Origin of the sequence: Mycolicibacter algericus DSM 45454 (assembly GCF_002086455.1) — a bacterium.
Classification (GTDB): domain Bacteria; phylum Actinomycetota; class Actinomycetes; order Mycobacteriales; family Mycobacteriaceae; genus Mycobacterium; species Mycobacterium algericum.
Window position 1 is genome coordinate 14,949 of the sequence record NZ_MVHC01000028.1, and the last position, 24,365, is coordinate 39,313.

Below are 24,365 nucleotides of genomic sequence, written 5' to 3' on the forward strand. Positions count from 1 at the left end.
GATTCGGTGGACTTCAGTCCAGATCCGGAACAGCAGGCGGTTGCCGACGTCGTCACGTCGGTGCTCGACCGGGACAACAGCTGGGAGGCGCTGGTCGCCGGCGGGGTGAGCGCGCTCGCGGTGCCGGAGCGGCTCGGCGGTGACGGCGTCGGCCTCTCGGAAGTGGCTACGGCGCTGACCGAGATCGGCCGGCACGGGACCGTCAGCCCGGCGCTGTGCACGCTCGGATTCGGCCTGGTGCCGCTGCTGGAGTTGGCCACCGACGCCCAACAGGACCGTTACCTGGCCGGTGTGGCCAAGGGCGCGGTGCTGTCCGCCGCGCTCGACGAGCCGGCCGCCGCGCTGCCCGAGCAGCCCGCGGTGACGCTGGCCGGTAACCGGTTGTCGGGCACCAAGATCGGCGTGCCCTACGCCGACCAGGCCGAGTGGATTCTGGTCACCGCAGATTCGGGCGTCGCGGTGATCTCGCCGAAGGCGGCCGGAGTGCGGCTGACGAAGATCCCGACCGCCAACCACAGCGATGAGTACGCGGTCGTGTTCGACGATGCTGAGCCCGACGCCGTACTGGACGGCGCCTCGGTGCATCGGGTGAACCAATTGGTGCTGGCGATGGTCGGCGCCTACGCCTCCGGGCTGGTAGCCGGCGCGCTGCGGCTGACCGCCGACTACGTCGGCAGCCGTGAACAGTTCGGCCGGCCGCTGTCCACCTTCCAGACCGTGGCAGCCCAGCTCTCGGAGGTCTACATCGTCTCGCGCACCATCACGCTGGCGGCGACATCGGTGGTCTGGCGGCTGGCCAATGGCCTCGACGCCGACGATGACCTCGGGGTGCTCGGGTACTGGATCACCTCGCAGGCGCCGCCGGTGATGCAACTCTGCCACCACCTGCACGGCGGGATGGGCATGGACGTCGACTACCCGATGGACCGTTACTACTCCACGATCAAAGACCTGAACCGCCTGCTGGGTGGCCGGTCGAACCGCCTCGTGACGCTTGGAGAATTATGTTCGTCGATCTGACCCCCGAGCAGCGCAAGCTGCAAGCCGAACTACGCGAATACTTCGCCAACCTGATCACGCCCGATGAGGAAAAGGCGATGGCCTCCGACCGGCACAATCAGGCCTACCGTGACGTGATCCGGCGGATGGGTCGCGACGGCAAGCTCGGCGTCGGCTGGCCCAAAGAGTTCGGCGGCCTGGGCTTCGGGCCCATCGAGCAGCAGATCTTCGTCAACGAGGCGCAGCGAGCCGACATCCCGCTGCCGGCCGTGACGCTGCAGACGGTCGGCCCCACCCTGCAGGTGTACGGCAACGAAGCACAGAAGAAGAAGTTCCTGCCGGCCATCCTGGCCGGGGAGGTGCATTTCGCCATCGGCTACACCGAACCGGAGGCGGGCACCGACCTGGCATCATTGCGCACCACCGCGGTTCGTGATGGCGACCATTACATCGTCAACGGCCAGAAGGTGTTCACCACCGGCGCCCACGACGCCGACTACATCTGGCTGGCGGTGCGCACCGATCCGACGGCGGTGAAACACAAGGGGATTTCGATCCTGATCGTGGATACCAAGGATCCCGGTTACTCGTGGACTCCGATGATCCTGTCCGACGGTGCGCATCACACCAACGCGACCTACTACAACGACGTTCGGGTGCCCGTCGACATGCTGGTGGGCGAGGAGAACGGCGGCTGGCGGCTGATCACCACCCAGCTCAACAACGAGCGGGTGATGCTGGGCCCGGCCGGCCGGTTCGGCGCCATCTACGACAAGGTGTACGCCTGGGCCATCAAACCCGGCAGCGACGGGGTGACCCCGATCAGCCATGATGCGGTCAAACGCGGACTCGGGGAGATCCACGCCATGTTCCGGATCAACGAGCTGCTCAACTGGCAGGTCGCCGCGGCCGGCGAGATCATCGACGTCGCCGACGCGGCGGCCACCAAAGTCTTCGGCACCGAGCGGATCCAGTACGCCGGGCGGTTGGCCGAGGAGTTGGTCGGCTGCTACGGCAACCCGGCCGATGCGGCCACCGCCGAGCTGCTGCGCTGGCTGGACGTGCAGACCAAACGCAACCTGGTCATCACGTTCGGTGGCGGTGTCAACGAGGTGATGCGAGAGATGATCGCGGCCTCGGGCCTGAAGGTTCCGCGGGTGCCACGATGAGTCGAGGAGAGGTGATGAGCGACCTTTCCGCCGGGATCGAGCAGATACTGGCGTCCGGCCGCAGCGAGCCGCGGACAGGCCGGGATCCGGTGAACCAGCCGATGATTCGGCACTGGGTTGACGCCATCGGCGACGAGAATCCGATCTACATCGATGAGGAGGCCGCGCGCGCGGCCGGACACCCGGGGATCGTCGCACCGCCGGCGATGATCCAGGTGTGGACGATGATGGGCCTGGGCGGCGAGCGCCCCGCCGACGACCCGCTCGGCAAGGTCATGGAACTGTTCGACGGCGCAGGTTATGTCGGGGTGGTGGCCACCAACTGTGAGCAGACCTACCACCGCTACCTGCGGCCCGGCGAAGAGGTCAGCGTCACCGCCGAAGTGACCGACATCGTCGGCCCCAAACAGACCGGTCTGGGCGAGGGTTACTTCATCACCCAGAAGATCCGCTGGTGGGTGGGCGACGAAAACGTCGCCGACATGAACTGGCGCATCCTGAAGTTCGTGCCCAAGGATGCCGGCGACGCTGCGCCGGCGGCCGCACCCGAGGATCTCGACCCTGCCAAGATGATGCGCCCGTCGTGGTCGAAGGATTCGGCCTACTTCTGGGAGGGGGTGGCCGCCCACGAGTTGCGGATCCAGCAACGCCCGGACGGCAGCCTGCAGCACCCGCCGGTGCCGGCGATCTGGAAGGACAAGACCGAGACCACCGACTTCGTCGTCGCCTCCGGCAACGGGACGGTGTTCAGCTTCGTGGTGCACCATGCGCCCAAGGTTCCGGGTCGCAGCGTGCCGTTCGTCATCGCGCTGGTCGAACTCGAGGAGGGCGTGCGGATGCTCGGCGAGCTGCGCGGCATCGACGCCGCCGACGTGCGGATCGGAATGCCGGTTCGGGCAATCTATCTCGACTTCCCGGCTGGCGATGTCGGTCCGGCGTGGAGCCTGTACGCCTGGGAGCCGGTGGAAGGAGGCCGGGCATGAGCGCCGTTGATGTGGGCACCAAGCTGCCCGAGCTGAAGATCTACGGCGACCCGACGTTCATCGTCTCCACGGCGATCGCCACCCGCGATTACCAGGACGTGCACCATGACCGGGACAAGGCACAGGCCAAGGGCTCCAAGGACATCTTCGTCAATATCCTCACCGACACCGGCCTGGTGCAGCGCTACCTCACCGATTGGGCCGGATCCAACGCGGTGATCCGTTCCATCGGGCTGCGACTGGGCGTCCCGTGGTACGCCTACGACACCGTCACCTTCTCCGGCGAGGTGACCGCCGTCGAGGGTGATCTGGTCACCGTGAAAGTCGTCGGTAACAACAGCCTTGGTGACCATGTGATCGCCACGGCGACTCTGACCCTCGGGAGGGCGTGATGTTGTCCGGTAAGGCGGCCATCGCCGGTATCGGCGCGACCGACTTCTCGAAGGAATCCGGGCGCAGTGAACTGCGGCTGGCCGCCGAGGCGGTGCTCGATGCCCTCGACGATGCGGGTCTGAAGCCCGCCGACGTCGACGGCCTGGTCACCTTCACGATGGACTCGAACCTGGAGACCGCGGTCGCGCGTGCCACCGGGATCGGGGAGCTGACGTTCTTCTCCCAGATCGGCTACGGCGGGGGAGCGGCCGCGGCGACTGTGCAGCAGGCGGCCCTGGCGGTGGCGACCGGGGTCGCCGAGGTCGTGGTGGCCTACCGGGCATTCAACGAGCGCTCGGAGTTCCGGTTCGGCCAGGTGATGACCGGGCTCACCGTCAACGCCGACTCGCGCGGTGTGGAGTACAGCTGGTCCTACCCGCACGGGCTGAGCACACCGGCGGCATCGGTGGCGATGATCGCCCAGCGCTACATGCACGAATACGGCGCCAGCAGTGCGGATTTCGGCGTGGTGTCGGTGGCCGACCGTAAACACGCGGCGACCAACCCCAAGGCGCACTTCTACGGCAAGCCGATCACCATCGAAGATCACCAGAATTCGCGGTGGATCGCTGAACCGTTGCGGTTGCTGGACTGCTGTCAGGAGACCGACGGCGGGGTGGCGATCGTGGTCACCACCCCCGAGCGCGCCAAGGACCTCAAGCACCGGCCGGCGGTGATCGAGGCGGCGGCTCAGGGCGCCGGGGCCGACCAGTTCACCATGTACTCCTACTACCGCGATGAGCTCGGGCTTCCCGAGATGGGCCTGGTGGGCAAGCAGTTGTGGGCGCAGTCCGGCCTGACCCCGGCCGACATCCAGACCGCGGTGCTCTACGACCACTTCACCCCCTACACGCTGATCCAGTTGGAGGAGTTGGGATTCTGCGGTAAGGGCGAGGCCAAGGACTTCATCGCCGGTGGCGCCATCGAGCTAGGTGGCCGGTTGCCGATCAACACCCATGGTGGCCAACTCGGCGAGGCCTACATCCACGGCATGAACGGCATCGCCGAAGGGGTGCGCCAGCTGCGCGGCACCTCGGTCAACCAGGTGCCGAACGTGGAGCATGTGCTGGTCACCGCCGGCACCGGCGTGCCTACCTCGGGGCTGATCCTGGGCTAGGCGGTCCGGCACTCGGCACCGCGAACAGACGCTCGCGCAAGGAAAATCAGGCGCCGGCGCCGTCGTTCCAGCTCTCGGGGAGCAGCGGAACCGTCGGTCCATGGCTGAAACCGTTGACCGTCAATGCGGTCATGCCCGCCGCGGCCCGTTCCCGCTTGGCTTGCGCGCCTGGGAACCCTCCGCTGCCGGCGCCGCGGTCTGACGGCTGAGCCGCTGTCTCGGATGGTTCGATGGCGACCTTCACGTCGGCGAACTCGTTGGCCTCGTCGCGTGCGCGTCGACGGCGGCGGGCACGGGTGCGATCCCGCCCGCGAGCCGCCGCCGCAGCGGACTCGGCCGCGTCATCCGGGTTCGGCGTTTTGGTGACTGCGCGGGTGCGGGACTTGGCGCTCGCCCGCCCGTAAGCACCGGCTGGTCCGATCACGTAGGGCGGGAAGAATCCCGGGCTTCCCCCGGCCGGCGGCGCCGCGGGTGGTGCCGCCGCGGGAGCTGCGCTGGTCGCCGGCGTCGATATCGACGCGGTCGTGGCGGCTGCCGGCGCTGCCGGGGCACTCGAAACGGTGGTGGACGCCCCTGCGGCGGCCGGCAATGCCGTGGTGATCGGTTCTGCGTCGACGGCCACAATCGCAGGTGGCTGAACGCCGGCCAGGCCGGCCAAGCCCGCCGCCCAGCCCAGATTCCCGATAACCAGGACGAGAGCCGGCTGGATCAGCGCCGGGGCGAACTGGCTGAGTGTCGAGGCAATCTGAGAGGCGTGGAAGGTCAGATCGGCCACGATCCATGACAGGTCGGTCATGAAGGCACCCGGATTGGTGAGCAGGTCATTCAGCAGCACTTCGCCGTAGTAGCCCAGCTCAGAGAAGAAGTCCGTCCACCACTCCGGGTCGGCTGGAGTCAGGCTGCCGTCGTGAATGCCGCCGTCGTGGTCGTGGTCGTGGTCGTGGTCGTGGTCATGATCGTGGTCGTGATCGCTGTGGGACTCGTCGTGCACCAGGATCGGTGGCGCAGCTGCGGGCCGCGGGGCCGAGGCCAGCGCCGCGCCGGAGACCGCTTCGTAGGTGGCCATGGTGGTGGCGGCTTGGACCCACATCCGCACGTAGTCGGCTTCGTTGAGTGCGATCGGGATGGTGTTGACCCCGAAGAAATTGGTCGCCACCAAGACGCCGTGGATCGCGTGGTTGGCCGCCAACTCCGGCAACGTCGGCATGGCGGCCAACGCACTGACGTACGCCGTCGCCACTGTTTCATGCCGCGCTGCCAACGCGGCACTGTCAGCGCTGGCCGCCGACAACCACGCCAGGTAGGGCAGATGTGCGGCGGCGTACCGGTCAGCGGTGGGTCCCTGCCACGCCGCGGCCTGAGTGGCCCCGAGCTGCGATCGCAGCGCGTCGGCGATCGCGGTGTACTCCAGGCTCAACGAGGACCATGCGCCGGCGGCCGACAACAGCGGTCCGGGTCCGGGCCCGCTGCTCAGTGCCGCTGAATGCACCTCGGGTGGCGAAGCCATCCACACCGGAGCCGTCACAGGGTCGCCTTCATTTCGTCGGTACACGACGCAACCGGGGTTGGATGCGTTCGCGATTCCGATCGACCCTAGCGAAGATGACAATCGTTTTCAATAACGATCGCAAAGAACGGCGGAGCCGGCCTGTTGGGCCACTGCGGGACGGGCCGTTCCCTGCGGATCGCGCGGGGAAAAGACGCGGAACGGCGTTGCTAGGCCGGAACCAGCTCCACGTCGCCTAGTACGGCGGCGTTGTCGCGGCCCGGGGCGACCACGTTGCCCAGCAGCCGGTCGCCCGTTTTCCAGATGTGGGCCCGCAGTGTCTCGCCCGGGAACACCACGCCGGCGAACCGGGCGCCGAAGGAACGCACCGCGCCGGCGTCGCCGTCCAGTGCGGTGTCCACCACCGCCTTGCAGGTCATGCCGTAGGTGCACAGGCCGTGCAGAATCGGCCGGTCGAAACCCGCCGCGGCCGCGAACTCCGGGTCGGAATGCAGCGGGTTGCGATCCCCGCAGAGCCGGTAGAGCAGTGCCTGCTGAGGCGCCGTCGGGATGTCGATTTCGAAGTCCGGGGCGCGATCGGGCTGTTCGGCCGCGGTGGACGGTCCGCGCTCACCGCCGAAGCCGCCCTCGCCACGGGCGAAGATGGACCGCTGCTGGGTCCACAACGGAGTGCCGTCGGTACTGGTGACGCTCGTCTCGAGCACCACGACGGCGGCCTTGCCCTTGTCCCAGATGTCGACGATCCGGCTGACCGACCGCGCGCTGCCGGACGGCGGCAGTGGCGCCGGCACGATGACCTTCTCGGACGCGTGCAGGATCTTGGCCAGGTCGATCTCGACGCCTGGCCAGCTCACCTTGGGCGGGTCGACGTCGTTGAACGACGCAGCGACGCAGCCGAACGTGGGCAGCACCTGCGGGGTGCGGTCGACGACGTAGCTCAGCTCACGCGGGTCCATCGGGTCCGAACCGGCGCCCAGCCCCAGGTTGTAGAGCTGCACATTGGTTGCGCTCCAAGAGAACTCAACCCGGCCGAACTCTGCGCCCAGGGCGACATCGAGATCGATTGCCATGTCTAAGCCTTCCCTGCGATGTCGAGAGCGGCCAGGTAACCGAATGTCATCGCGGGTCCGATGGTGCCACCGGGGCCGGGGTAGGTGTGGCCCATCACCGGGGCGCTCACGTTGCCCGCCGCGTAGAGCCCCTCGATGACGCTGTTGTCGTCGCGCAACGCCCGGCCGCGCACGTCGGTGCGGATCCCGCCCTTGGTGCCCAGGTCGCCGGGCACCATCTTGGCGGCGTAGAACGGGCCCTGGGCGATCTGGCCCAGGTTCGGGTTCGGCTTGTTGGTCGGGTCGCCGTAGTAGCGGTCGTAGGCGCTTTCGCCGCGGTGGAAGTCCTCGTCGACGCCGGTGCGCGCGAACTCGTTGAACCGTTCGACGGTCGCGGTCAATGTCGCCGCCGGCACGCCGGTCTTGGTCGCCAGCTCTTCCAGGGTGTCGGCCGAGACGATCACCCCCGACTCCAGCCACTTCTTCGGGATCCGTTGTCCGGGCTGCAATCCCGCAAAGATGTAGTTGTTGCGGTAGCGCTGGTCGAACACCAGCCAGGCCGGAATGTTCTCGCCGGGACCCGGTCCCTGGCCGTACTGGCCGCCGTACATATGGTGGCAGGCTTCGACATAGGGCATCGACTCGTTCATGAACCGCTTGCCGGCCATGTTGACGATGATCGACCCGGGGGAGTTGCGCTCCGAGAGCGCGAACCACGGTGCGTTCGGCAGCGGCACCGTGGGGCCCCACCAGGAGTCCTCCATGATGTCCAGCGCGGCACCCAGTTTCTCGCCGGCCAGGATGCCCTCTCCGGTGTTGGCCTTCGCGCCCACGGTCCACTCGGTGGTGATCGGCGCGCGCTGATACTTCACCCGCATCTGCTCGTTGTGCTCGAACCCGCCGCTGGCCAGAATGACGCCGCGTCGTGCCCGGATCAACCGCGGCTCGCTCCCCTCCGAAGCGTTGCTGTCGCGCACATAGACGCCGCGCACCACGCCGTCGGAGACGTAGAGGTCGGTCAGTGCGGTGTTGAGCTCAACCGGGACACGGGCGTCGCGCAGCCCGATCCGTAGCGGCGCGATCAGGGCGCGACCCATGCCCACCAGGTTCTTTCCGGTGGCCTGCGCCCACATGGTGCGGGCGCCCACTTTCAGGCTGCGCAGCACCCCTCGCGGGTGGCGCTTGAGCTGGTTGAGCCGGACGTAGTCCTGCTGCATGACGACGACGTTCAGCGGCACCTTGCCGTACGGCGGTTCCAGGCCGGCCATGTCGGCGCCGAGCTTGCGGGCGTTAAACGGCTTCGGCTCGATCGAGCGGCCGGTCGGCTTACCGCCGGGCTGCTCGGGGTAGTAGTCGGCGTAATCGGGAACCCAGCACATCTTCAGCGGCGAGTTCTTCAGCACGAAGGACAGCATCTCGGGACCGCGCTGCAGGTAGGTGTCGATCTTCTCGGCCGGAACCACGTCGCCGATGATCGTGTGCAGGTAGGTGCGGGCGGACTCGGCGTCGTCTTTGACGCCTGCCCGCTTGAGCACCTCATTGTTCGGGATCCACACGCCGCCGCCGGAGCGCGCGGTCGATCCGCCGTAATGGGCGGCTTTCTCGATGACTACGGTTGACAGTCCCTGGTGGGCGGCGGTGAGAGCGGCGACCATCCCGGCGCCGCCGCTTCCGACCACGACGACGTCGTACTCCTGTTCGGCCATGTAGAACACGTTATAGAATTGCCCCGCCTGCGCGCCAGTTGGCCGGTGGTATCGCCGGTCCGTCGCCCGGACGACCGTTCTCTTCGCTGCTGGTGGCCGACGGGACCGTCCAGTTCAGGTCGGTCGACCGCCCGGTAGAACGCGTTCCAGTTTTGTCGCCTACTCGCCTTTCGTTCGCGGCTAGGCCATGTTTTACTGGCACGAGTAAGTATCGTGTTTTTTACACGCCGTATGAAGGAGTTGTCACCGTGGCCAGCCCCACCGCCCGCTCAGCCCCCAACATCCCCGCCGGGTTCGACCCGACCGATCCGGAGATCTGGGCGGAGCGCATACCGAATGCGGAGTTGGCCGAGCTGCGCGAAAACGAGCCGATCAAATGGATCGAGCAGCCCGACGGCGTCGGCGGCTTCAACGACGGCGGCTACTGGGCGGTCACCCGCCACGCGGACGTCAAAGAGATCTCCCGGCTCGACGAGGTGTTCTCCAGCGAGATCAACACCGCCATCCCGCGGTTCAACGACGACATCCAGCGTGAGCAGATCGACCAGCAGCGTTTGATCATGCTCAACCAGGATGCGCCGCGGCACACCCGGCTGCGCCGGATCGTCTCGCGTGGCTTCACCCCGCGTCACATCCTGCCGTTGCACGACGAGCTGCAGGAGCGTGCGCAGGCGATCGCCAAGGAGGCCCTCGCCAAGGGCTCCGGTGACTTCGTGGTGGAGGTGGCCTCGGAGTTGCCGTTGCAGGCGATCGCCGGGCTGATGGGCGTCCCGCAGTCCGACCGCGGCAAGCTGTTCAACTGGACCAACCAGATGACCGGCTATGACGACCCGGAGTACGCCGAGAAGTACGACCCGGCGACGTCGGCGATGGAGATCATCGCCTACGGGTTGCAGCTGGCCGAGATGAAGCGGCAGAACCCCGGCAGCGACATCGTGACGACGTTGATCGAGGCCGACATCGACGGCGAGAAGCTCAATGACGACGAGCTGGGCTTCTTCATCATCCTGCTGGCCGTGGCCGGGTCCGAGACGACCCGCAACTCGATCACCCAAGGGATGATGGCCTTCGTCGACCACCCCGACCAGTGGGAGCTGTTCAAAAAGGAGCGCCCGGAGACGACCGCCGACGAGATCGTGCGCTGGGCCAGCCCGGTGTCGTCGTTCCAGCGCACCGCGACCCGTGACTACAACCTCAACGGAACGCAGATCAAGGAAGGCCAACGCGTGGTGATGTTCTACCGCGCCGCCAACTTCGACCCCGAGGTGTTCGACAACCCGCAGCAGTTCAACATCCTGCGCGACCCCAACCCGCACGTCGGCTTCGGCGGCACCGGTGCGCACTACTGCATCGGGACCCACCTGGCCCGGATGACCATCGGCCTGATGTTCAACGCCATCGCGGATCACATCCCGGACCTCAAGCCGCTGGACACCCCGAGTCGGCTGCAGTCCGGCTGGCTGAACGCGATCAAGCGTTGGCCGGTCGATTACACCGGTAAGTCCTGACTCGCCGTATCGATCGGCCTTGCGGCCATCGTGCGGGCGACTTCTCCCGGCTACCGGAACCGCTGCAGCCCAGCGTCCTAGCAGCACCTAGACTTGCAGCTAGCGGCTCGGTTTCGCCCGAACACCACCACCCGAGGGGACCATCGAAGATGCTCAGCGCCCAGATCCGCGACGAACTCGCCGCCGAGTTGGCGCAAGCGGAGCGCAGCCGGGTCCCGATCTCCCCGTTGACGGCGGCGCACCCCGACATCGATGTCGTCGACGCCTACGAGATCCAGCTGATCAACATCCGGCAGCGGATCGCCGAGGGTGCTCGGGTCGTCGGGCACAAGGTCGGCCTGTCCAGCGAGGCGATGCAGCAGATGATGGGCGTCGACGAGCCGGACTACGGGCATCTGCTCAACGAGATGCAGGTGTTCGAGGACACGCCGGTCAAGGCGTCGAACTACCTCTACCCGCGGGTCGAGGTGGAGGTGGCCTTCATCCTGGGCGCGGATCTGCCCGGCGCGGACTGCACCGAGGAGCACGTGCTGGCGGCCACCGAGGCGTTCGCCCCGGCGATCGAGCTGATCGACAGCCGGATCACCGACTGGAAGATCAAGCTCTGCGACACCATCGCCGACAACGCCTCCTCGGCCGGCTTCGTCCTCGGCAAACAACGGGTCAAGCCCGGCGATGTAGATATCCGAGCCATCGACGCCTCCTTGACCAAGAACGGCGAGGTGGTCGCCAAGGGGCGCAGCGACGCGGTGCTGGGCAACCCGGTCACCGCGGTGGCCTGGCTGGCTCGCAAGGTGGAGAGCTTCGGGGTGCGGTTGAAGGCCGGCGACATCGTGTTGCCGGGTACGGCGACCCGGGCCATTGATGTGCACGCCGGCGATGACTGCGTCGCCGATTTCTCCGGGCTGGGTTCGGTCCGGCTGGTTTTCGAATAGAGGAGCGTTCATGGCTGCCAAAGCCTCCGTCGCGATCGTCGGGTCGGGCAACATCAGCACCGACCTGCTGTACAAACTGCTGCGCTCGGAGTGGCTCGAGCCGCGCTGGATGATCGGTATCGACCCCGAATCCGAGGGCTTGGCCCGCGCCCGCAAACTCGGTCTGGAGACCTCGGCTGAGGGGGCGGACTGGCTGCTGGCCCAGGACGAGAAGCCGGACTTCGTCTTCGAGGCCACCAGCGCCTACGTCCACAAGGCGTACGCGCCCAAGTACGAGGCGGCCGGCATCCGGGCCATCGACCTGACCCCGGCCGCGGTCGGCCCGGCGGTGATCCCGCCGGCGAACCTGCACGAACACGTCGACGCGCCCAACGTCAACATGATCACCTGCGGCGGCCAGGCCACCATCCCGATCGTCTACGCGGTGACCCGCGCGGTGAAGGAACAGGGCGGCACGGTGCCGTATGCGGAGATCGTCGCCAGTGTCGCGAGTGTCTCGGCGGGGCCGGGCACCCGAGCCAATATCGATGAGTTCACCAAGACCACCTCGCGCGGGGTGGAGACCATCGGCGGTGCGCAAAAGGGCAAGGCGATCATCATCTTGAACCCGGCCGACCCGCCGATGATCATGCGCGACACCATCTTCTGCCAGATCCCCGAGGACGTCGACCGCGACGCGATCACCAAGTCGATCCACAGCGTGGTCGAGCAGGTGCAGACCTACGTGCCCGGCTACCGATTGCTCAACGAGCCACAGTTCGACGAGCCGTCGCTGAACTCCGGCGGTCGCGCGGTCGTCACCACCTTCGTCGAGGTCGAGGGCGCCGGCGATTACCTGCCGCCGTATGCGGGGAACCTGGACATCATGACCGCCGCGGCGACCAAGGTCGGCGAGGAGATCGCCCGCGAGATGGTGGCGACGTCGGCGGCGAAAGCTGGAGGTGCGTAAGAAATGACCGATATCTGGGATGTGCGGATCACCGACACCTCGCTGCGGGACGGTTCGCACCACAAGCGCCACCAGTTCACCCCCGAGGAGGTGGCGGCGATCGTTGCCGCGATCGACGCCGCCGGGGTGCCGGTCATCGAGGTGACCCACGGCGACGGCCTCGGTGGATCCAGCTTCAACTACGGGTTCTCCAAGACCCCCGACCAGGAGCTGATCAAACTCGCGGCGCAGACCGCCAAAGACGCCAAGATCGCCTTCCTGATGCTGCCCGGCGTGGCCACCAAGGAAGACATGAAGGAGGCGCAGGGCAACGGCGGTCAGATCTGCCGGATCGCCACGCACTGCACCGAGGCCGACGTCTCCATCCAGCACTTCGGGCTGGCCCGCGAGCTGGGCCTGGAGACCGTCGGGTTCTTGATGATGGCCCACACGATCCCGCCGGAGAAGCTGGCCGCCCAGGCCCGCATCATGGCCGACGCCGGCTGTCAGTGCGTCTACGTGGTGGACTCCGCCGGTGCGCTGGTGCTCGAAGGCGTGCGCGATCGGGTGGCTGCGCTGGTCGCCGAACTCGGTGACGACGCGCAGGTCGGTTTTCATGGCCACGAGAACCTCGGTCTGGGCGTCGCCAACTCCCTGGAGGCGGTGCGCGCCGGTGCCAAGCAGATCGACGGCTCGGTGCGCCGGTTCGGCGCCGGTGCGGGCAACGCCCCGGTCGAGGCGCTGATCGGGGTGTTCGACAAGGTCGGCGTCAAGACCGGTATCGACTTCTTCGACATCGCCGACGCCGCCGAGGACGTGGTGCGCCCGGCCATGCCCGCCGAGTGCGTGCTGGACCGCAACGCGCTCATCATGGGCTACTCCGGGGTGTACTCCAGCTTCCTCAAGCACGCGGTGCGTCAGGGCGAGCGCTACGGCGTGCCCGCCCACGAACTGCTGCACCGGGCCGGTCAGCGCAAGCTGATCGGCGGTCAGGAGGACCAGCTCATCGACATCGCGCTGGAGATCCAGCGGGAGCGGGCCGCGAAATAATCGCGGCATGACAGCACGGCCGCAAGCCCAGGCGATTCTGGAGCAGCTGGCCGGACCGCAGGCGCTCCTGCGCGACGACCAGTGGGCCGCGATCGAGGCGCTGGTGGTCGGGCGCCGGCGCGCGCTGGTGGTGCAGCGCACCGGGTGGGGCAAATCGGCGGTGTACTTCATCGCCGCGAAGCTGTTGCGTGCGGCCGGGCACGGGCCGACGGTGATCGTCTCGCCGCTGCTGGCCCTGATGCGCAATCAGGTCGCCGCCGCCGAGCGGGCCGGGGTGCATGCCGCCACCATCAACTCCTCGAATGTCACCGAGTGGGCCGAGGTGCAACGTCGGGTGGCAGCCGGTGAGCTGGACGTATTGCTGGTCAGCCCGGAGCGGCTCAATAGCCCGGACTTCCGCGACGAGGTGCTGCCCGCGCTGGCGGCCCGGGCCGGGCTGGTGGTGGTCGACGAGGCGCACTGCGTCTCGGACTGGGGGCACGATTTCCGGCCGGACTATCGGCGCATCCGCACTTTGATCGCCGACCTCGGGGCGGGGGTCCCGGTGCTGGCGACCACGGCGACCGCCAACGATCGGGTGGTCGACGACGTCGCCCGCCAACTCGGGGTGGGCGGTGCCGACACCCTGGTGCTGCGCGGCGGTCTGGACCGGGAGTCGCTGCGGTTGTCGGTGGTGGCCGCCGGCGGCCCGGCGCAGCGCGCCGCCTGGATCGGCGAACACCTCAACGAGCTGCCAGGCTCTGGGATCGTCTACACGCTCACCGTGGCCCAGGCGCACGACGTGGCCGCCGATCTGCGTGCCCAGGGCTTCGCGGTGGCGGCCTATACCGGTTCGACCGACTCCGCCGACCGGGAGCAACTCGAGGCCGACCTGCTGGCCAACCGGGTCAAGGCGCTGATCGCCACTTCGGCGTTGGGTATGGGTTTCGACAAGCCGGACCTCGGATTCGTGGTGCACCTTGGCGCGCCGTCGTCGCCGATCGCCTACTACCAGCAGGTGGGGCGGGCCGGGCGTGCCACCGCCAGCGCCGAGGTCATCCTGCTGCCCGGTGCTGCCGACCAGGACATCTGGCGCTACTTCGCCTCGCTGGCGTTCCCGGCGGAGTCGTTGGTGCGCAAGGTGATCGGCGAGCTGTCGCTCGATCAGCCGCTGTCGACGCCGGCGCTGGAGGCCCGGGTCGACCTGAATCGGTCGCGATTGGAGATGGTGCTCAAGGTTCTCGACGTCGACGGCGCGGTCCGCCGGGTCAAGGGCGGCTGGCTGGGCACCGGTGCGGAGTGGACCTACGACGAACCGCGCTACCGCAAGCTCGACGAGCTGCGCCGCGGCGAGCAGCAGGCGATGCTGGACTACCAGAGCACCGATGGCTGCCGGATGAGTTTTCTGCGCGCGCAGCTCAACGACCCCCAGCTGCGCGAGGGCGAGCGTTGCGGGCGGTGCGACAACTGCGCCGGGCCGCGGTTCGACGCCGAGGTGGATCCCGCCGCCGCCGCAGCCACCCGGGAGCGGCTGATGCGCCCCGGCGTGGAGCTCACCCCACGCCGACAATGGCCGTCCGGACTGGCCCAGCTCGGTGTCAAGCTGTCCGGCCGGATCGGCGACGGGCCGGAGCCGGGCCGGGTGATCGGCCGGCTCACCGACCTGGGCTGGGGTGTTCGGCTGCGGCGGCTGCTCGACGAGCCGGACCGCGAGGTTCCCGACGACGTGGTGCGGGCGGCGGTGTCGGTGTTGGCGGGCTGGGACTGGCAGACCCGACCCACCGCGGTACTCGGGCTGGATTCGGCCACGCATCCGGTGCTGATCAGCTCACTGGCCGACCGGCTGGCGCAGCTCGGCCGCCTTACCCGGCTGGATACGCTGCGCTACGCGCCGGACCGGCGGCCGGTGACCGCGGCGAACTCGGCCTATCGGGTCGCGGCCCTGCAGGGCGCCTGGCAGCCGCCCACCGGTCTGCCGGCCGATGTCGGCCCCGTGTTGCTGGTCGACGACGTGACCGATACCGGGTGGACCCTGACGATGGCCGCCCGGGTGCTGCGCGCCGCCGGTGCGCCGCAGGTGCTGCCATTCGCGCTGGCCAGCATGAACTGACAATGCGAGTACCGTCGAGTGATGAGCGGCATTACTCGAGCAATTGTGGTGGGTCTGCTGAGCATGGCCGGGGTACTGGCACCGGTGGCCCACGCGCAACCGTGTGACCAAACCGTCGGGGAATCCATCGACGCGTACCTGAACCGGCATCCGGATGTCCGGGCCGAGCTGGACGAGAAGGGGCGGCAGGAAGACCCTGGTGCTCCGAATCCGGCGTTGTCCTATCTGGAACGGCACCCGAACGTGCGGCAGGCGCTGATCACGTTGTCGCAGCAATGCGTGTGAACGGCGACCGCAGCAGGTAGCGGCTGGTGGGCACCGTGTCGATGTTCTGGTGCGCGCCGAAGGCACTGACACTGGCCAGCAGTCGGTTGAGCCGGTCGGCCAGATCGGCCTCGTCGGCCGCGCCGTAGAACGCGTATGGATCCGACACCGCGCCGTCGGGGAACAGTTCCTCGACGATGCCGTCGATCGCCGGCGCATCCTCGGTGAGCGCGCGGACCACGACGTTCTGGGTGTAGCCGAAGGTCGCCTGGGTATCGATCGCCACCTGGGTGTGGTCGACGTGCCAGCGGTGCAGCCAGCTGCCGTGATCCAGGTCGGGGGGCCGGCGCAGCAGGGCCACGTTGGCCAATCCCGGAGTGCGGGTGCCGTCGCCCGTGTCCGGTGGCGGCATTGGCGTCGATTCGGTCACCAGATACGCTGCCGCCGAATCGGATTCGGATTCGATCAGCGCGATGGCGGCCCGAGCCTGCGGGCCGTAATACTGCTCGGTCCACAGGCTGATGACTGCGGCGACCGGCGGATCCAGTGTTGTCAGGGTCATCATGGCGTCGCGCACCGGCTCGTCGCGCACGTTGACCGCCAGCCCCGGAAGTCCCAAATCCAGCAGCTCCGCGGCTACCGGCCCGCGCAGCTTGCGGCACCATTCCTCACTGAAATCGGCTGTCCGGGCGATGATCACGACCTTTTCCATCGGTGTCTCCTAGGTTGCGGCGGCGCGGAACGCTTCGACGAGTTCGCTCAGCAGCTTGGTGGCCCGCTCGGCGTCGCGCGGCAGTGAGCAGGTGACACGTACGTCGGTGACGCCGGCGGCCACCAGCGCCGGCGCCGATGCCACGGTTGCCGCGGCATCGAGGGAACCGTCAGCGCGTTTGACGGTCTTCGCGTGGCCCAGCACCTGCAGGCCGGTCGGATCGCCGCCGAGGCCGGTGATGCGGTTCTTCATCGCGGCGATGGCACCGGCGGGGTCCCGTATCGCCGGACCCCACGGGATCCAGCCGGTCCCGAACCGGGCCAGCCGGCGTGCCACCGCGTCGTTGACGGTGCCGCTGACCCAGATCGGAACACCGCCCGGCTGCACGGGCTTGGGCATCTGATGAATGTTGTCGAATGACAACTCCGGTGAGGCGTAGCTGCTGCGCTGCTGGGTCCAGAGTGCCTGGCACACCTCGAGGGTGTGATCCAGTAACCGCCCGCGGCGCTCGAATACCAGCCCGGCGGCCTCGTATTCCTCGCGTTGCCAGCCGACGCCGACGCCCAGATCCAGCCGCCCGCCCGAGAGTACATCCAGGGTGGCCAACTGCTTGGCCAACACCGCCGGTCGGCGCAGCGCCGCCAGCAGGACCGCGGTGCCGAGCCGGATCCGGGTGGTTGTCGCCGCCAGCGCGGTCAGCACGATCAGCGGGTCGAGCCATTGGCCGTCGGGCCCGGTCGGTTGTCGGCCACCGGCGATCCCACCCAGCCGGGGATCGGCGTAGGCGTCCGGGTTCTCGCCGAACACCACATGGTCGGAGACGACGACCCGATCCACCCCGGCGGCGTCCATCGCGGCGCCCAGCGCCAGCGTGGCCTCCCAGTCATGGCTGGGATCATCGGTGAAAGTCTTCAGCTGCAACGAGATCTGCGGTGACATCACGTTCGCACCTTTCGGGCCGGCCGGGACTCGATCGCGTCGATCGACAGCGCGCGCACCGCGATCCGCCAGCCCTGCTCGCCGCGGCGGTAGACGTCGCTGTAGCGCAGGTACCAGACGTGGTCGGTCAGCTTGCCGTCGCTGTCGATCCAGTGATGCGCCACCCCGGCGATCTGTCCGGTCGCCGTGTCGCCGGCGGCGGTATCGGAGGCGGTGTAGATCTCGCCGAGGATGCCGTGCTGGGTCCGGGTCACGCCGCCGAGCGCGGACAGCGCTTCTCGGACCCCGGCATGGCCGGTGTGACGCACGTGCGGCTCGAGGTGCTCCGGTGGTTGCGGCACGATCAGTTCGGCGTCGGCGGTGAACAATTCGGCCACTTCGTCGAATCGGCGCGCATCGACGTAGCCGGCGTAGCGGTGCACAAGCCCCGACACTGCCAGCCGGTCGGCCATCGGCAAGCTCATGGCGCCGACCCCAACAGCGACGTCGGCTTGCTCCCACCGAGTTGCCCGGTGAGCGCGTCGGCGGTCCGGAGCAGCCCGCGCGCCCATCTGGTGATCTCGGTGTCGGTCAGTGCGCGCTGGGCGTGCAGCGAAACCACCATCGCCTGACGTTGATGATGGTCGTACACCGGCGCCGAGATGACGCTGATGTCGTGGCGCTCACGAGTGCCGGCCACTCGGGTTTTGTCGCGCAGGTACACCCGCTCGCCGATGTCGGAGACCAGTTCGCCGAGCAGGGCGCGCAGTTCGTCGGGCAGGTCGCTGGACAGCCCCGCCATCATGGCGTAGAGCCGCTGCCCACCCGGGGTCAGCCGCTCGACCAGGTAGCCGTCCGACCGGCATTCGGCGACGACGCGCCGCAGCCGTTCGCTCTCGGAGCGCAGCGGAATGGTGGGTTGCCGGGCCAACCAGTCCTGCAGGGCGGCGTCGTCCCAGAGCACGAACATCAGTCCCACCGGCGGCGCGAACGGATAGCTCTGGCCGGCCTGAACTCCCAGCCGCGCGTTCGGGGCCGCGACCAACTCCAGAACCGTGATCCGGTCGTCGAGCACCGCGCTCAGCGCTGCGGACGTGGCGAACTCCACCGAAAGACGCCGCAGTTGTTCACGGGCTGCCGGGCCGACCCGCAGCGACTGCTGGGCGGCCCGGCCGAGCGAGATCAGCCCCGGACCGAGCCGATAGGTCTTGTCCGGGTCGTCGCGCGTCAGGTAGCCGGCCTGGGTCAGCGTGGTGGCGATGCCCAGGCAGGTGGGCTTGGACAGGCCGGTCCGGCGGGCGAGGTCGGAAAGCCCGAAACGCTGGTCGGGGTGCTGGGCCAGAAAGTCCAGCAGCGCCACCACCCGTTCGGTCGGTGGCGACGACCGCGCCGATTGTCGGGGCGCCACTTGCCCAGACGCCGGTCGTCCAGACGGTTGTACGGGCACACCCATTGCCGCATGGTAGCGCGACCATCTAAAGTCGGTTCGAGATATCTACCATCTCGGTTCATTATTGAACCAACCGATGATCAGTGAGGTGCTGCCGCGATGTACTCCGAGCCACTGACGGCCGCGATCGCCGAGGCGGAGAAGCTGGTCGCCGCCGCCCCCCACATCGAGTCCGAGGCCGACCTGCTCGAAGGTCTGCAGTACCTCGCCGGCGGGATCGAAGCGTGCGTGCATGCCGCGTTCAACTCTGAACGCGACCACCCGTTCCTGCTGTCGGGCACCGGACCCTTCACCAAGATGGGCCTGGACAATCCCGACACGTTGTATTTCGGCACCGTGGTGCGTCCCGGCAACGACTATGTGGTGCGCGGTGTCCGGGGCACCACGACCGACCTGAGCTTCCAACTGCTCGGCGGCGAGTACACCGACGACAACGTCCCGGCCAGCGAGGCGGCGTTCGACGACCGCGAACTCGATATCTCGGCCGCCGACGGCAGCTTCGAATGGCGGTTCCGTCCGAAGACGCCGGCGCAACTGGTGATCCGCGAGGTCTACAACGACTGGAGCGCCCGGCGCGGCACACTCTCGATATCCCGGACCGACACCGCGGGCACCGCCCCGCCGCCCCTGACTCCCAAACTCATCGAGAAGCGTTATGCGGCAGCGGGAAAGCAACTGATCAATCGGATCAAGACCTGGCTGGCATTCCCGCAGTGGTTCTACCTCAATCTTCCGGTCAACACCATGGTGGCGCCGCGGCTCACGCCCGGCGGGCTGGCCACCCAGTACTCGTCGGCGGGGCACTACGAGTTGCGGCCCGAGGAGGCGCTGCTGATCACCCTGCCGGTGTCGGATGCGCCCTACCTGGGTTTCCAGCTGGGCAGCCTGTGGTACATCTCGCTGGATTACATCAACCACCAGACTTCGCTGAATGCGACTCAAGCGCAGGCAGACCCGGACGGCAAGATCCGAATCGTGGTCTCCGACACCAACCCCGGCATCACCAACTGGGTCGAGACCCTTGGTCACCGCCGCGGCTTCCTGCAGTTCCGCTGGCAGCGCGTGTCACGTCAGCTCACCGAGGCCGACGGGCCGACCGTCGAACTCATCGGCGTCGACGCGATTCCGGCGGCACTGCCCTTCTACGACCACAACAAGATTTCGCAAGAGGACTGGCGAGCGCGTATCGCGCTGCGGCAGCGCCAAATCGCCAACAGAATGCTGGGGTGAAGATGACCGGAATGCTGAGCGGAAAAGTCGTGGTGATCAGCGGGGTCGGGCCGGGGCTCGGCAGTACGCTGGCGCACCGATTCGCGGCCGAGGGCGCCGACCTGGTGCTGGCCGCCCGCAGCGCGGACCGCCTCGACGAGGTCGCGCAGCAGGTCCGCGCCGCCGGGCGTCGCGCACTTGCGGTACCCGCCGACATCACCGACGACGACCAGGTAGCCAACCTCGTCGAGGCGGCCACCGGCGAGTACGACCACATCGACGTGCTGATCAACAACGCCTTCCGGGTGCCATCGATGAAGCCGCTGGCGCAGACCAGTTTTCAGCACATCCGGGATGCCATCGAGCTCAGCGGTCTCGGTGCGCTGCGGCTAACGCAGGGGTTCACTGCCGCGCTGGCCGAGGCCAACGGCGCGGTGGTCAACCTGAACTCCATGGTGATCCGGCACTCCCAGCCCAAGTACGGTGCCTACAAGATGGCCAAGGCGGCGCTGCTGGCGATGTCACAGTCACTGGCATCCGAACTGGGAGAGCAGGGCATCCGGGTCAACTCCGTTGCGCCCGGCTACATCTGGGGCGACACGCTGCAGGGCTACTTCGCCCACCAGGCCGGCAAGTACGGCACCACCGTCGAGCAGATCTACGCCGCCACCGCCGCCAACTCCGACCTGAAGCGGCTGCCCACCGAGGATGAGGTGGCCTCGGCGGTGCTGTTCCTGGCCAGCGACCTGGCCAGCGGGATCACCGGCCAGGTGCTCGACGTCAACTGCGGGGAGTACCACAACTGATGACGCCACGTACCGATGTCGGAACCGTCGAGGATCTGCATGCCTCGGCCACCAAGATGGTCGGCCTCGACGACTTCGGTCCCGACGACGACAACTACCGTGAAGCCCTCGGCGTGCTGCTGGAGTCCTACCGCACCGAGGCCGATCTCACCGAGCTGGGCAGCAAGATGAACCGGTTCTTCCTGCGCGGTGCGCTGGTGGCCCGGCTGTTGGCCCAAGCCGGTTGGAAGCAGCATCCCGAGTACGCCGAGGTGGCCGTCGAACGGCCGATATTCGTCACCGGGCTGCCCCGCACCGGCACCACCGCGTTGCACCGGCTGCTGGGCGCCGACCCGGCGCACCAGGGCTTGGAGATGTGGCTGGCCGAATTCCCGCAGCCGCGCCCGCCGCGTGAAACCTGGGAAGACAACCCGGTGTTCGCGCAGATGCAGGCGCAGTTCGCCCGGCACCACGACGAGAACCCGGACTACACCGGGCTGCACTTCATGACCGCCGACGGTCTCGAGGAGTGCTGGCAGTTGCTGCGCCAGTCGCTGCATTCGGTGTCCTATGAGACGCTCGCGCACCTGCCGAGCTATTCGCGCTGGCTCTCCGAGCAGGATTGGATCCCGTCATACCGGCGGCATCGCCGCAACCTGCAGCTGATCGGGCTCAACGACCCGGATAAACGTTGGGTGCTCAAGAATCCCAGTCACCTGTTCGCCCTCGACGCGATTATGGCTGTCTACCCGGACGCGCTCATCGTGCAGTGCCACCGGCCGGTCGAGACCATCCTGGCGTCGATGTGCTCGCTGGCCCAGCACACCACCGAAGGTCAGTCGAACACCTTCGTCGGCGCGCAGATCGGCATCGACGAGATGGAGACCTGGGCCCGCGGACTGGAGCTGTTCAACAGCCAGCGCCCCCGCTACGACCAGGCCCAGTTCTGCGATATCGACTATCGCGAGTTCGTCGCCGATCCGCTGGCGACCGCGGCGGGCATCTACGAACGCTTCGGCCTGCCGTTGTCGGATGAGGCACGTCAGGCGATGGCCGACGACTACGCCGCCAGCCAGACCGGACCGCGTGCGCCCAAACACGAGTACTCACTGGAGGATTACGGGCTGACCACCGAGCAGGTCCGGGAGCGTTTCGCCGGCCTGTGAGCCGAACCCCTTGCGCGAGTGTGCGCGTCCCCGGCCGACACGCCGGCCAAAACACCGGGTTTGCGCACACCCGCGAACGGCGAGACGGTCAGTCGATCCCGTCACCGGGCGGCGGCGCGCTGGAGGTCTCCTCCAGGTGGCCCTCGGCGACCGCGTGCCGGATGCTTTTCGCCAGGTTCGGGCAGCCTTTCGTGCGGCTACTGGAACGGCCGGCTTCGCGCTCGGCGGCGAAGTACGCACACTGCGCCAGCGACTCCGAACTCCACTGCACCGAGGTGTATCCCGGCCCCAGCTTCTTCACCTCGACGCTCGCCCGGCAGTGCCGGCACTCGACCGGCACCAGGCCGGAGTGCAGATAGCGCTCCGAATCCCGTTCCGTCGCAGCACGTATTGCCTCATACCGGGCCGGATCGACCGGGAACAACGGCTGCCTCGAGTAACGGGAGTCAGGACCGGAGTCGTCGGTGTCGGGCTCGTCGTGGTGGTCGTCATGCGGGCCGTACAGCGCCAGCATGGACCGCGCCAGATCTTCGACTGCCGGGACGCCGCGTTCCTCCGGGCCCATGACAGCTACTCGGCGCTAACGGTTTCGGTGGACTCCGTGCTCTTGTCGGACTCGGCCTGCTCGCGCAGGTTCTCGGCGACCTCAGCGTTCCACTTCTCGTTGGCGACCGTCGCGTCGATCTCGATCTCGAAGCGATCGGTCATCTCCGGGGTGACATCGGCGACGTCGACGTAGAACTGCGAGTACCAGCGCCGCAGCTGGTAGACCGCGCCGTCCTCCTCGACCAGCAGCGGGTTCTCGATGCGGCTCTTGTGCGTCCAGATCTCGACGTCTTGCAGGAAGCCCTTGCTGACGCCCTCGGTCATCACCTCGGCGAGCTTCTCGGTGGTCTCATCGTCCAAGCCCTTGGGCTTCTGCACGATGACGCCCCACATCAGCCGGAACTGGTCATGGCTGATCGGGTAGTGGCAGTTGATCAGAATCGACTCGGACTTGAAACCGCTGTAGCTGTTGTGCAGCCAGTTGATCATGAACGACGGCCCGAAGTAGGACGCCTCGGAGTCCAGTTCCGCACCGGCGTAGCTGGTGCCCAGGCCGGGGACGTCGGGACGTCCGACGTTGTGCAGGTACTGCGAGGCGATGTGGCCTTCGAAGACGTTCTTGAACGACGTGGGCAGGCCGTAGTGGATGTAGAAGAAGTGCGCGAAGTCGGTGACGTTGTCGATGATGTCGCGGCAGTTGGAGTCGATCACCATGGAGTTCCAGCGCCAGTCGGTCCACTCGCCGCTGGACCACTCCGGGATCTCCGGGATCCGCACCTCGTCCGGCGGCGGGTTGCCCTCCGGGTCGTGCCACATGAACAGCAGGCCGCCACGCACGTCGGTCGGGAAGGAGCGGGTCCGGGCCATCCGCGGCGTCCGCTTGGAGTAGGGCACCAGTTTGCAGCGGCCGTCGCCGCCCCAGCGCCAGTCGTGGAACGGGCAGGCCACCTCGTCGCCCTTGATGGTGCCGCGACTGAGGTCGCCGCCCATGTGTCGGCAGTAGGCGTCGAGTACGTGCAGGTCACCGTGGGAATCGCCGAAGACCACCAGCTTGGCGCCGAACGCGTGGATCGCGTGCGGCTTGCCGTCCAGGAACTCTTTGACCGGCCCCAGGCAGTGCCAGCCCCTGGCGTAGCGATCCGGCAGTGTGCCGGTGTCGATTTCGCGGACGCCGACCTCGGCGCTGTCAGTGCTCACCTGTTGCCTCCAACCCGTTGCTTCTAACTAGAACACGTTACAGTTTTGCTGCCCGGTTGTGCAATAAAGCCAGCTTGTTCCGGGTCTTTAGTCCTTGCGGTATATGTGAACGATGCAGCTCTTCTCCTTCAACGGACGTTCTCCGCGGATCGATCCCACCGCCTTCGTCGCGCCGACGGCCACCCTGATCGGCGACGTCACCATCGAGGCCGGCGCCTCGGTGTGGTTCGGCGCCATACTGCGCGGTGACGACGCGCCCATCGTGGTGCGCGAAGGTGCCAACGTTCAGGACGGCTCGGTGCTGCACGTGCCGCCCGGGGTGCCGGTCGACATCGGGCCCGGCGCGACGGTGGCGCACATGTGCCTGATTCACGGCGCGCATGTGGGAGCCGAGGCGCTGATCGGCAACCACGCCACGGTGCTCGACGGGGCGGTGATCGGCAGCCGCAGCCTGGTGGCGGCCGGGGCGACGGTGCTTGCCGGGACCAAGGTCCCCGACGGGATGCTGGTGACCGGTGCGCCCGCCGTTGTCAAGGGCCCGATCGCCGGCACCGGCGCGGAGATGTGGATCAACGCGAACCCGCCGTACTACCAGGACCTCGCGCAGCGCTACCGCGACGGACTCGAGCCGATTGATCCGAACTAA

Annotated in this window: 24 protein-coding genes; 15 read left to right on the forward strand and 9 right to left on the reverse strand. The window is 67.7% G+C overall.

All coding sequences use genetic code 11. The features are described 5' to 3' along the window. The first annotated feature begins 6 nt into the window (after positions 1–6). Genes BST10_RS18415 through BST10_RS18435 form a run of 5 tightly spaced genes read left to right on the forward strand, consistent with a single transcriptional unit; the run spans position 7 to position 4,700 of the window. On the forward strand, positions 7–1,020 hold the full coding sequence (locus tag BST10_RS18415) for an acyl-CoA dehydrogenase family protein (protein ID WP_083039693.1): 1,014 nt from the start codon (positions 7–9) through the stop codon (positions 1,018–1,020). Next, entirely contained in the window at positions 1,005–2,168 is a 1,164-nt protein-coding gene (gene fadE29 / locus BST10_RS18420) for an acyl-CoA dehydrogenase FadE29 (protein ID WP_083039695.1), read from the forward strand. The genes BST10_RS18415 and fadE29 overlap by 16 nt, the downstream gene beginning before the upstream one ends. Positions 2,169–2,182: 14 nt before the next feature. Then, positions 2,183–3,151 (forward strand): bifunctional MaoC family dehydratase N-terminal/OB-fold nucleic acid binding domain-containing protein, encoded by a 969-nt coding sequence (locus tag BST10_RS18425; RefSeq protein WP_083039697.1) that lies wholly within the window; start codon positions 2,183–2,185, stop codon positions 3,149–3,151. Next, a complete protein-coding gene (locus BST10_RS18430; protein WP_083039699.1) occupies positions 3,148–3,543 on the forward strand; it encodes a MaoC family dehydratase in 396 nt (131 codons plus the stop codon). Before BST10_RS18425 ends, BST10_RS18430 begins: the two co-directional genes overlap by 4 nt. After that, positions 3,543–4,700, forward strand: a complete 1,158-nt coding sequence (locus BST10_RS18435; RefSeq protein ID WP_083039702.1) for a lipid-transfer protein — start codon at positions 3,543–3,545, stop codon at positions 4,698–4,700. Before BST10_RS18430 ends, BST10_RS18435 begins: the two co-directional genes overlap by 1 nt. A gap of 46 nt (positions 4,701–4,746) precedes the next feature. Here the strand turns inward: BST10_RS18435 and BST10_RS18440 are convergent, their stop codons facing one another. From BST10_RS18440 to kstD, 3 genes are all read right to left on the reverse strand, one after another. Continuing rightward, the gene (locus BST10_RS18440; protein WP_083039755.1) at positions 4,747–6,207 is read right to left on the reverse strand and encodes a PPE family protein; all 1,461 of its coding nucleotides are present in this window, start codon (positions 6,205–6,207) and stop codon (positions 4,747–4,749) included. A gap of 209 nt (positions 6,208–6,416) precedes the next feature. Beyond that, positions 6,417–7,277 carry a MaoC/PaaZ C-terminal domain-containing protein gene (locus tag BST10_RS18445; RefSeq protein ID WP_083039704.1) on the reverse strand — a complete coding sequence of 287 codons (861 nt, stop codon included), beginning with the start codon at positions 7,275–7,277 and terminating at the stop codon, positions 6,417–6,419. A gap of 2 nt (positions 7,278–7,279) precedes the next feature. Then, on the reverse strand, positions 7,280–8,962 hold the full coding sequence (gene kstD / locus BST10_RS18450) for a 3-oxosteroid 1-dehydrogenase (protein ID WP_083039757.1): 1,683 nt from the start codon (positions 8,960–8,962) through the stop codon (positions 7,280–7,282). A 248-nt stretch (positions 8,963–9,210) separates the two neighbouring features. Here kstD and BST10_RS18455 point away from each other — a divergent pair, with 248 nt between their 5' ends. From BST10_RS18455 to BST10_RS18480, 6 genes are all read left to right on the forward strand, one after another. Continuing rightward, entirely contained in the window at positions 9,211–10,470 is a 1,260-nt protein-coding gene (locus BST10_RS18455) for a cytochrome P450 (RefSeq protein ID WP_083039706.1), read from the forward strand. A gap of 149 nt (positions 10,471–10,619) precedes the next feature. Next, positions 10,620–11,405 carry a 2-keto-4-pentenoate hydratase gene (locus tag BST10_RS18460; RefSeq protein WP_083039709.1) on the forward strand — a complete coding sequence of 262 codons (786 nt, stop codon included), beginning with the start codon at positions 10,620–10,622 and terminating at the stop codon, positions 11,403–11,405. A gap of 10 nt (positions 11,406–11,415) precedes the next feature. Further along, positions 11,416–12,354: an acetaldehyde dehydrogenase (acetylating) gene (locus BST10_RS18465; RefSeq protein ID WP_083039711.1), complete on the forward strand. Its 939-nt coding sequence runs from the start codon at positions 11,416–11,418 to the stop codon at positions 12,352–12,354. A gap of 3 nt (positions 12,355–12,357) precedes the next feature. Next, positions 12,358–13,383: a 4-hydroxy-2-oxovalerate aldolase gene (gene dmpG, locus BST10_RS18470; RefSeq protein WP_083039714.1), complete on the forward strand. Its 1,026-nt coding sequence runs from the start codon at positions 12,358–12,360 to the stop codon at positions 13,381–13,383. Positions 13,384–13,390: 7 nt separating this feature from the next. Further along, positions 13,391–15,472 (forward strand): RecQ family ATP-dependent DNA helicase, encoded by a 2,082-nt coding sequence (locus BST10_RS18475; protein ID WP_083039716.1) that lies wholly within the window; start codon positions 13,391–13,393, stop codon positions 15,470–15,472. 21 nt (positions 15,473–15,493) lie between these two features. Beyond that, a complete protein-coding gene (locus tag BST10_RS18480; RefSeq protein WP_083039718.1) occupies positions 15,494–15,757 on the forward strand; it encodes a heme-binding protein in 264 nt (87 codons plus the stop codon). Here the strand turns inward: BST10_RS18480 and BST10_RS18485 are convergent. The 4 genes from BST10_RS18485 to BST10_RS18500 are packed head-to-tail and all read right to left on the reverse strand — an operon-like array spanning position 15,732 to position 18,774. Then, on the reverse strand, positions 15,732–16,448 hold the full coding sequence (locus BST10_RS18485) for an EthD domain-containing protein (RefSeq protein WP_083039720.1): 717 nt from the start codon (positions 16,446–16,448) through the stop codon (positions 15,732–15,734). The two genes, BST10_RS18480 and BST10_RS18485, sit on opposite strands and share 26 nt — an antisense overlap. A gap of 9 nt (positions 16,449–16,457) precedes the next feature. After that, on the reverse strand, positions 16,458–17,387 hold the full coding sequence (locus BST10_RS18490) for a TIGR03619 family F420-dependent LLM class oxidoreductase (protein WP_083039722.1): 930 nt from the start codon (positions 17,385–17,387) through the stop codon (positions 16,458–16,460). After that, the gene (locus BST10_RS18495; RefSeq protein WP_083039724.1) at positions 17,387–17,851 is read right to left on the reverse strand and encodes a nuclear transport factor 2 family protein; all 465 of its coding nucleotides are present in this window, start codon (positions 17,849–17,851) and stop codon (positions 17,387–17,389) included. Before BST10_RS18495 ends, BST10_RS18490 begins: the two co-directional genes overlap by 1 nt. Then, positions 17,848–18,774 (reverse strand): IclR family transcriptional regulator, encoded by a 927-nt coding sequence (locus tag BST10_RS18500; RefSeq protein ID WP_083039726.1) that lies wholly within the window; start codon positions 18,772–18,774, stop codon positions 17,848–17,850. The genes BST10_RS18495 and BST10_RS18500 overlap by 4 nt, the downstream gene beginning before the upstream one ends. 141 nt (positions 18,775–18,915) lie before the next feature. Here BST10_RS18500 and BST10_RS18505 point away from each other — a divergent pair, with 141 nt between their 5' ends. Genes BST10_RS18505 through BST10_RS18515 form a run of 3 tightly spaced genes read left to right on the forward strand, consistent with a single transcriptional unit; the run spans position 18,916 to position 21,976 of the window. Next, positions 18,916–20,046: a hypothetical protein gene (locus BST10_RS18505; protein WP_083039728.1), complete on the forward strand. Its 1,131-nt coding sequence runs from the start codon at positions 18,916–18,918 to the stop codon at positions 20,044–20,046. A 2-nt stretch (positions 20,047–20,048) separates the two neighbouring features. Beyond that, positions 20,049–20,831, forward strand: a complete 783-nt coding sequence (locus tag BST10_RS18510) for an SDR family oxidoreductase (RefSeq protein WP_083039730.1) — start codon at positions 20,049–20,051, stop codon at positions 20,829–20,831. After that, positions 20,831–21,976, forward strand: coding sequence for a sulfotransferase family protein (locus BST10_RS18515; protein WP_083039733.1), 1,146 nt, complete (start codon positions 20,831–20,833; stop codon positions 21,974–21,976). The genes BST10_RS18510 and BST10_RS18515 overlap by 1 nt, the downstream gene beginning before the upstream one ends. Before the next feature lie 88 nt (positions 21,977–22,064). Here the strand turns inward: BST10_RS18515 and BST10_RS18520 are convergent, their stop codons facing one another. Both BST10_RS18520 and BST10_RS18525 read right to left on the reverse strand, forming a co-directional pair. Further along, on the reverse strand, positions 22,065–22,541 hold the full coding sequence (locus tag BST10_RS18520; RefSeq protein ID WP_083039735.1) for a hypothetical protein: 477 nt from the start codon (positions 22,539–22,541) through the stop codon (positions 22,065–22,067). A 5-nt stretch (positions 22,542–22,546) separates the two neighbouring features. Next, complete coding sequence (locus BST10_RS18525) at positions 22,547–23,719, reverse strand: 3-ketosteroid-9-alpha-monooxygenase, oxygenase component (protein WP_083039738.1); 1,173 nt, start codon at positions 23,717–23,719, stop codon at positions 22,547–22,549. Positions 23,720–23,831: 112 nt separating this feature from the next. On the opposite strand from BST10_RS18525, the gene BST10_RS18530 reads away from it, so the two are divergent. After that, entirely contained in the window at positions 23,832–24,365 is a 534-nt protein-coding gene (locus BST10_RS18530; protein WP_083039740.1) for a gamma carbonic anhydrase family protein, read from the forward strand.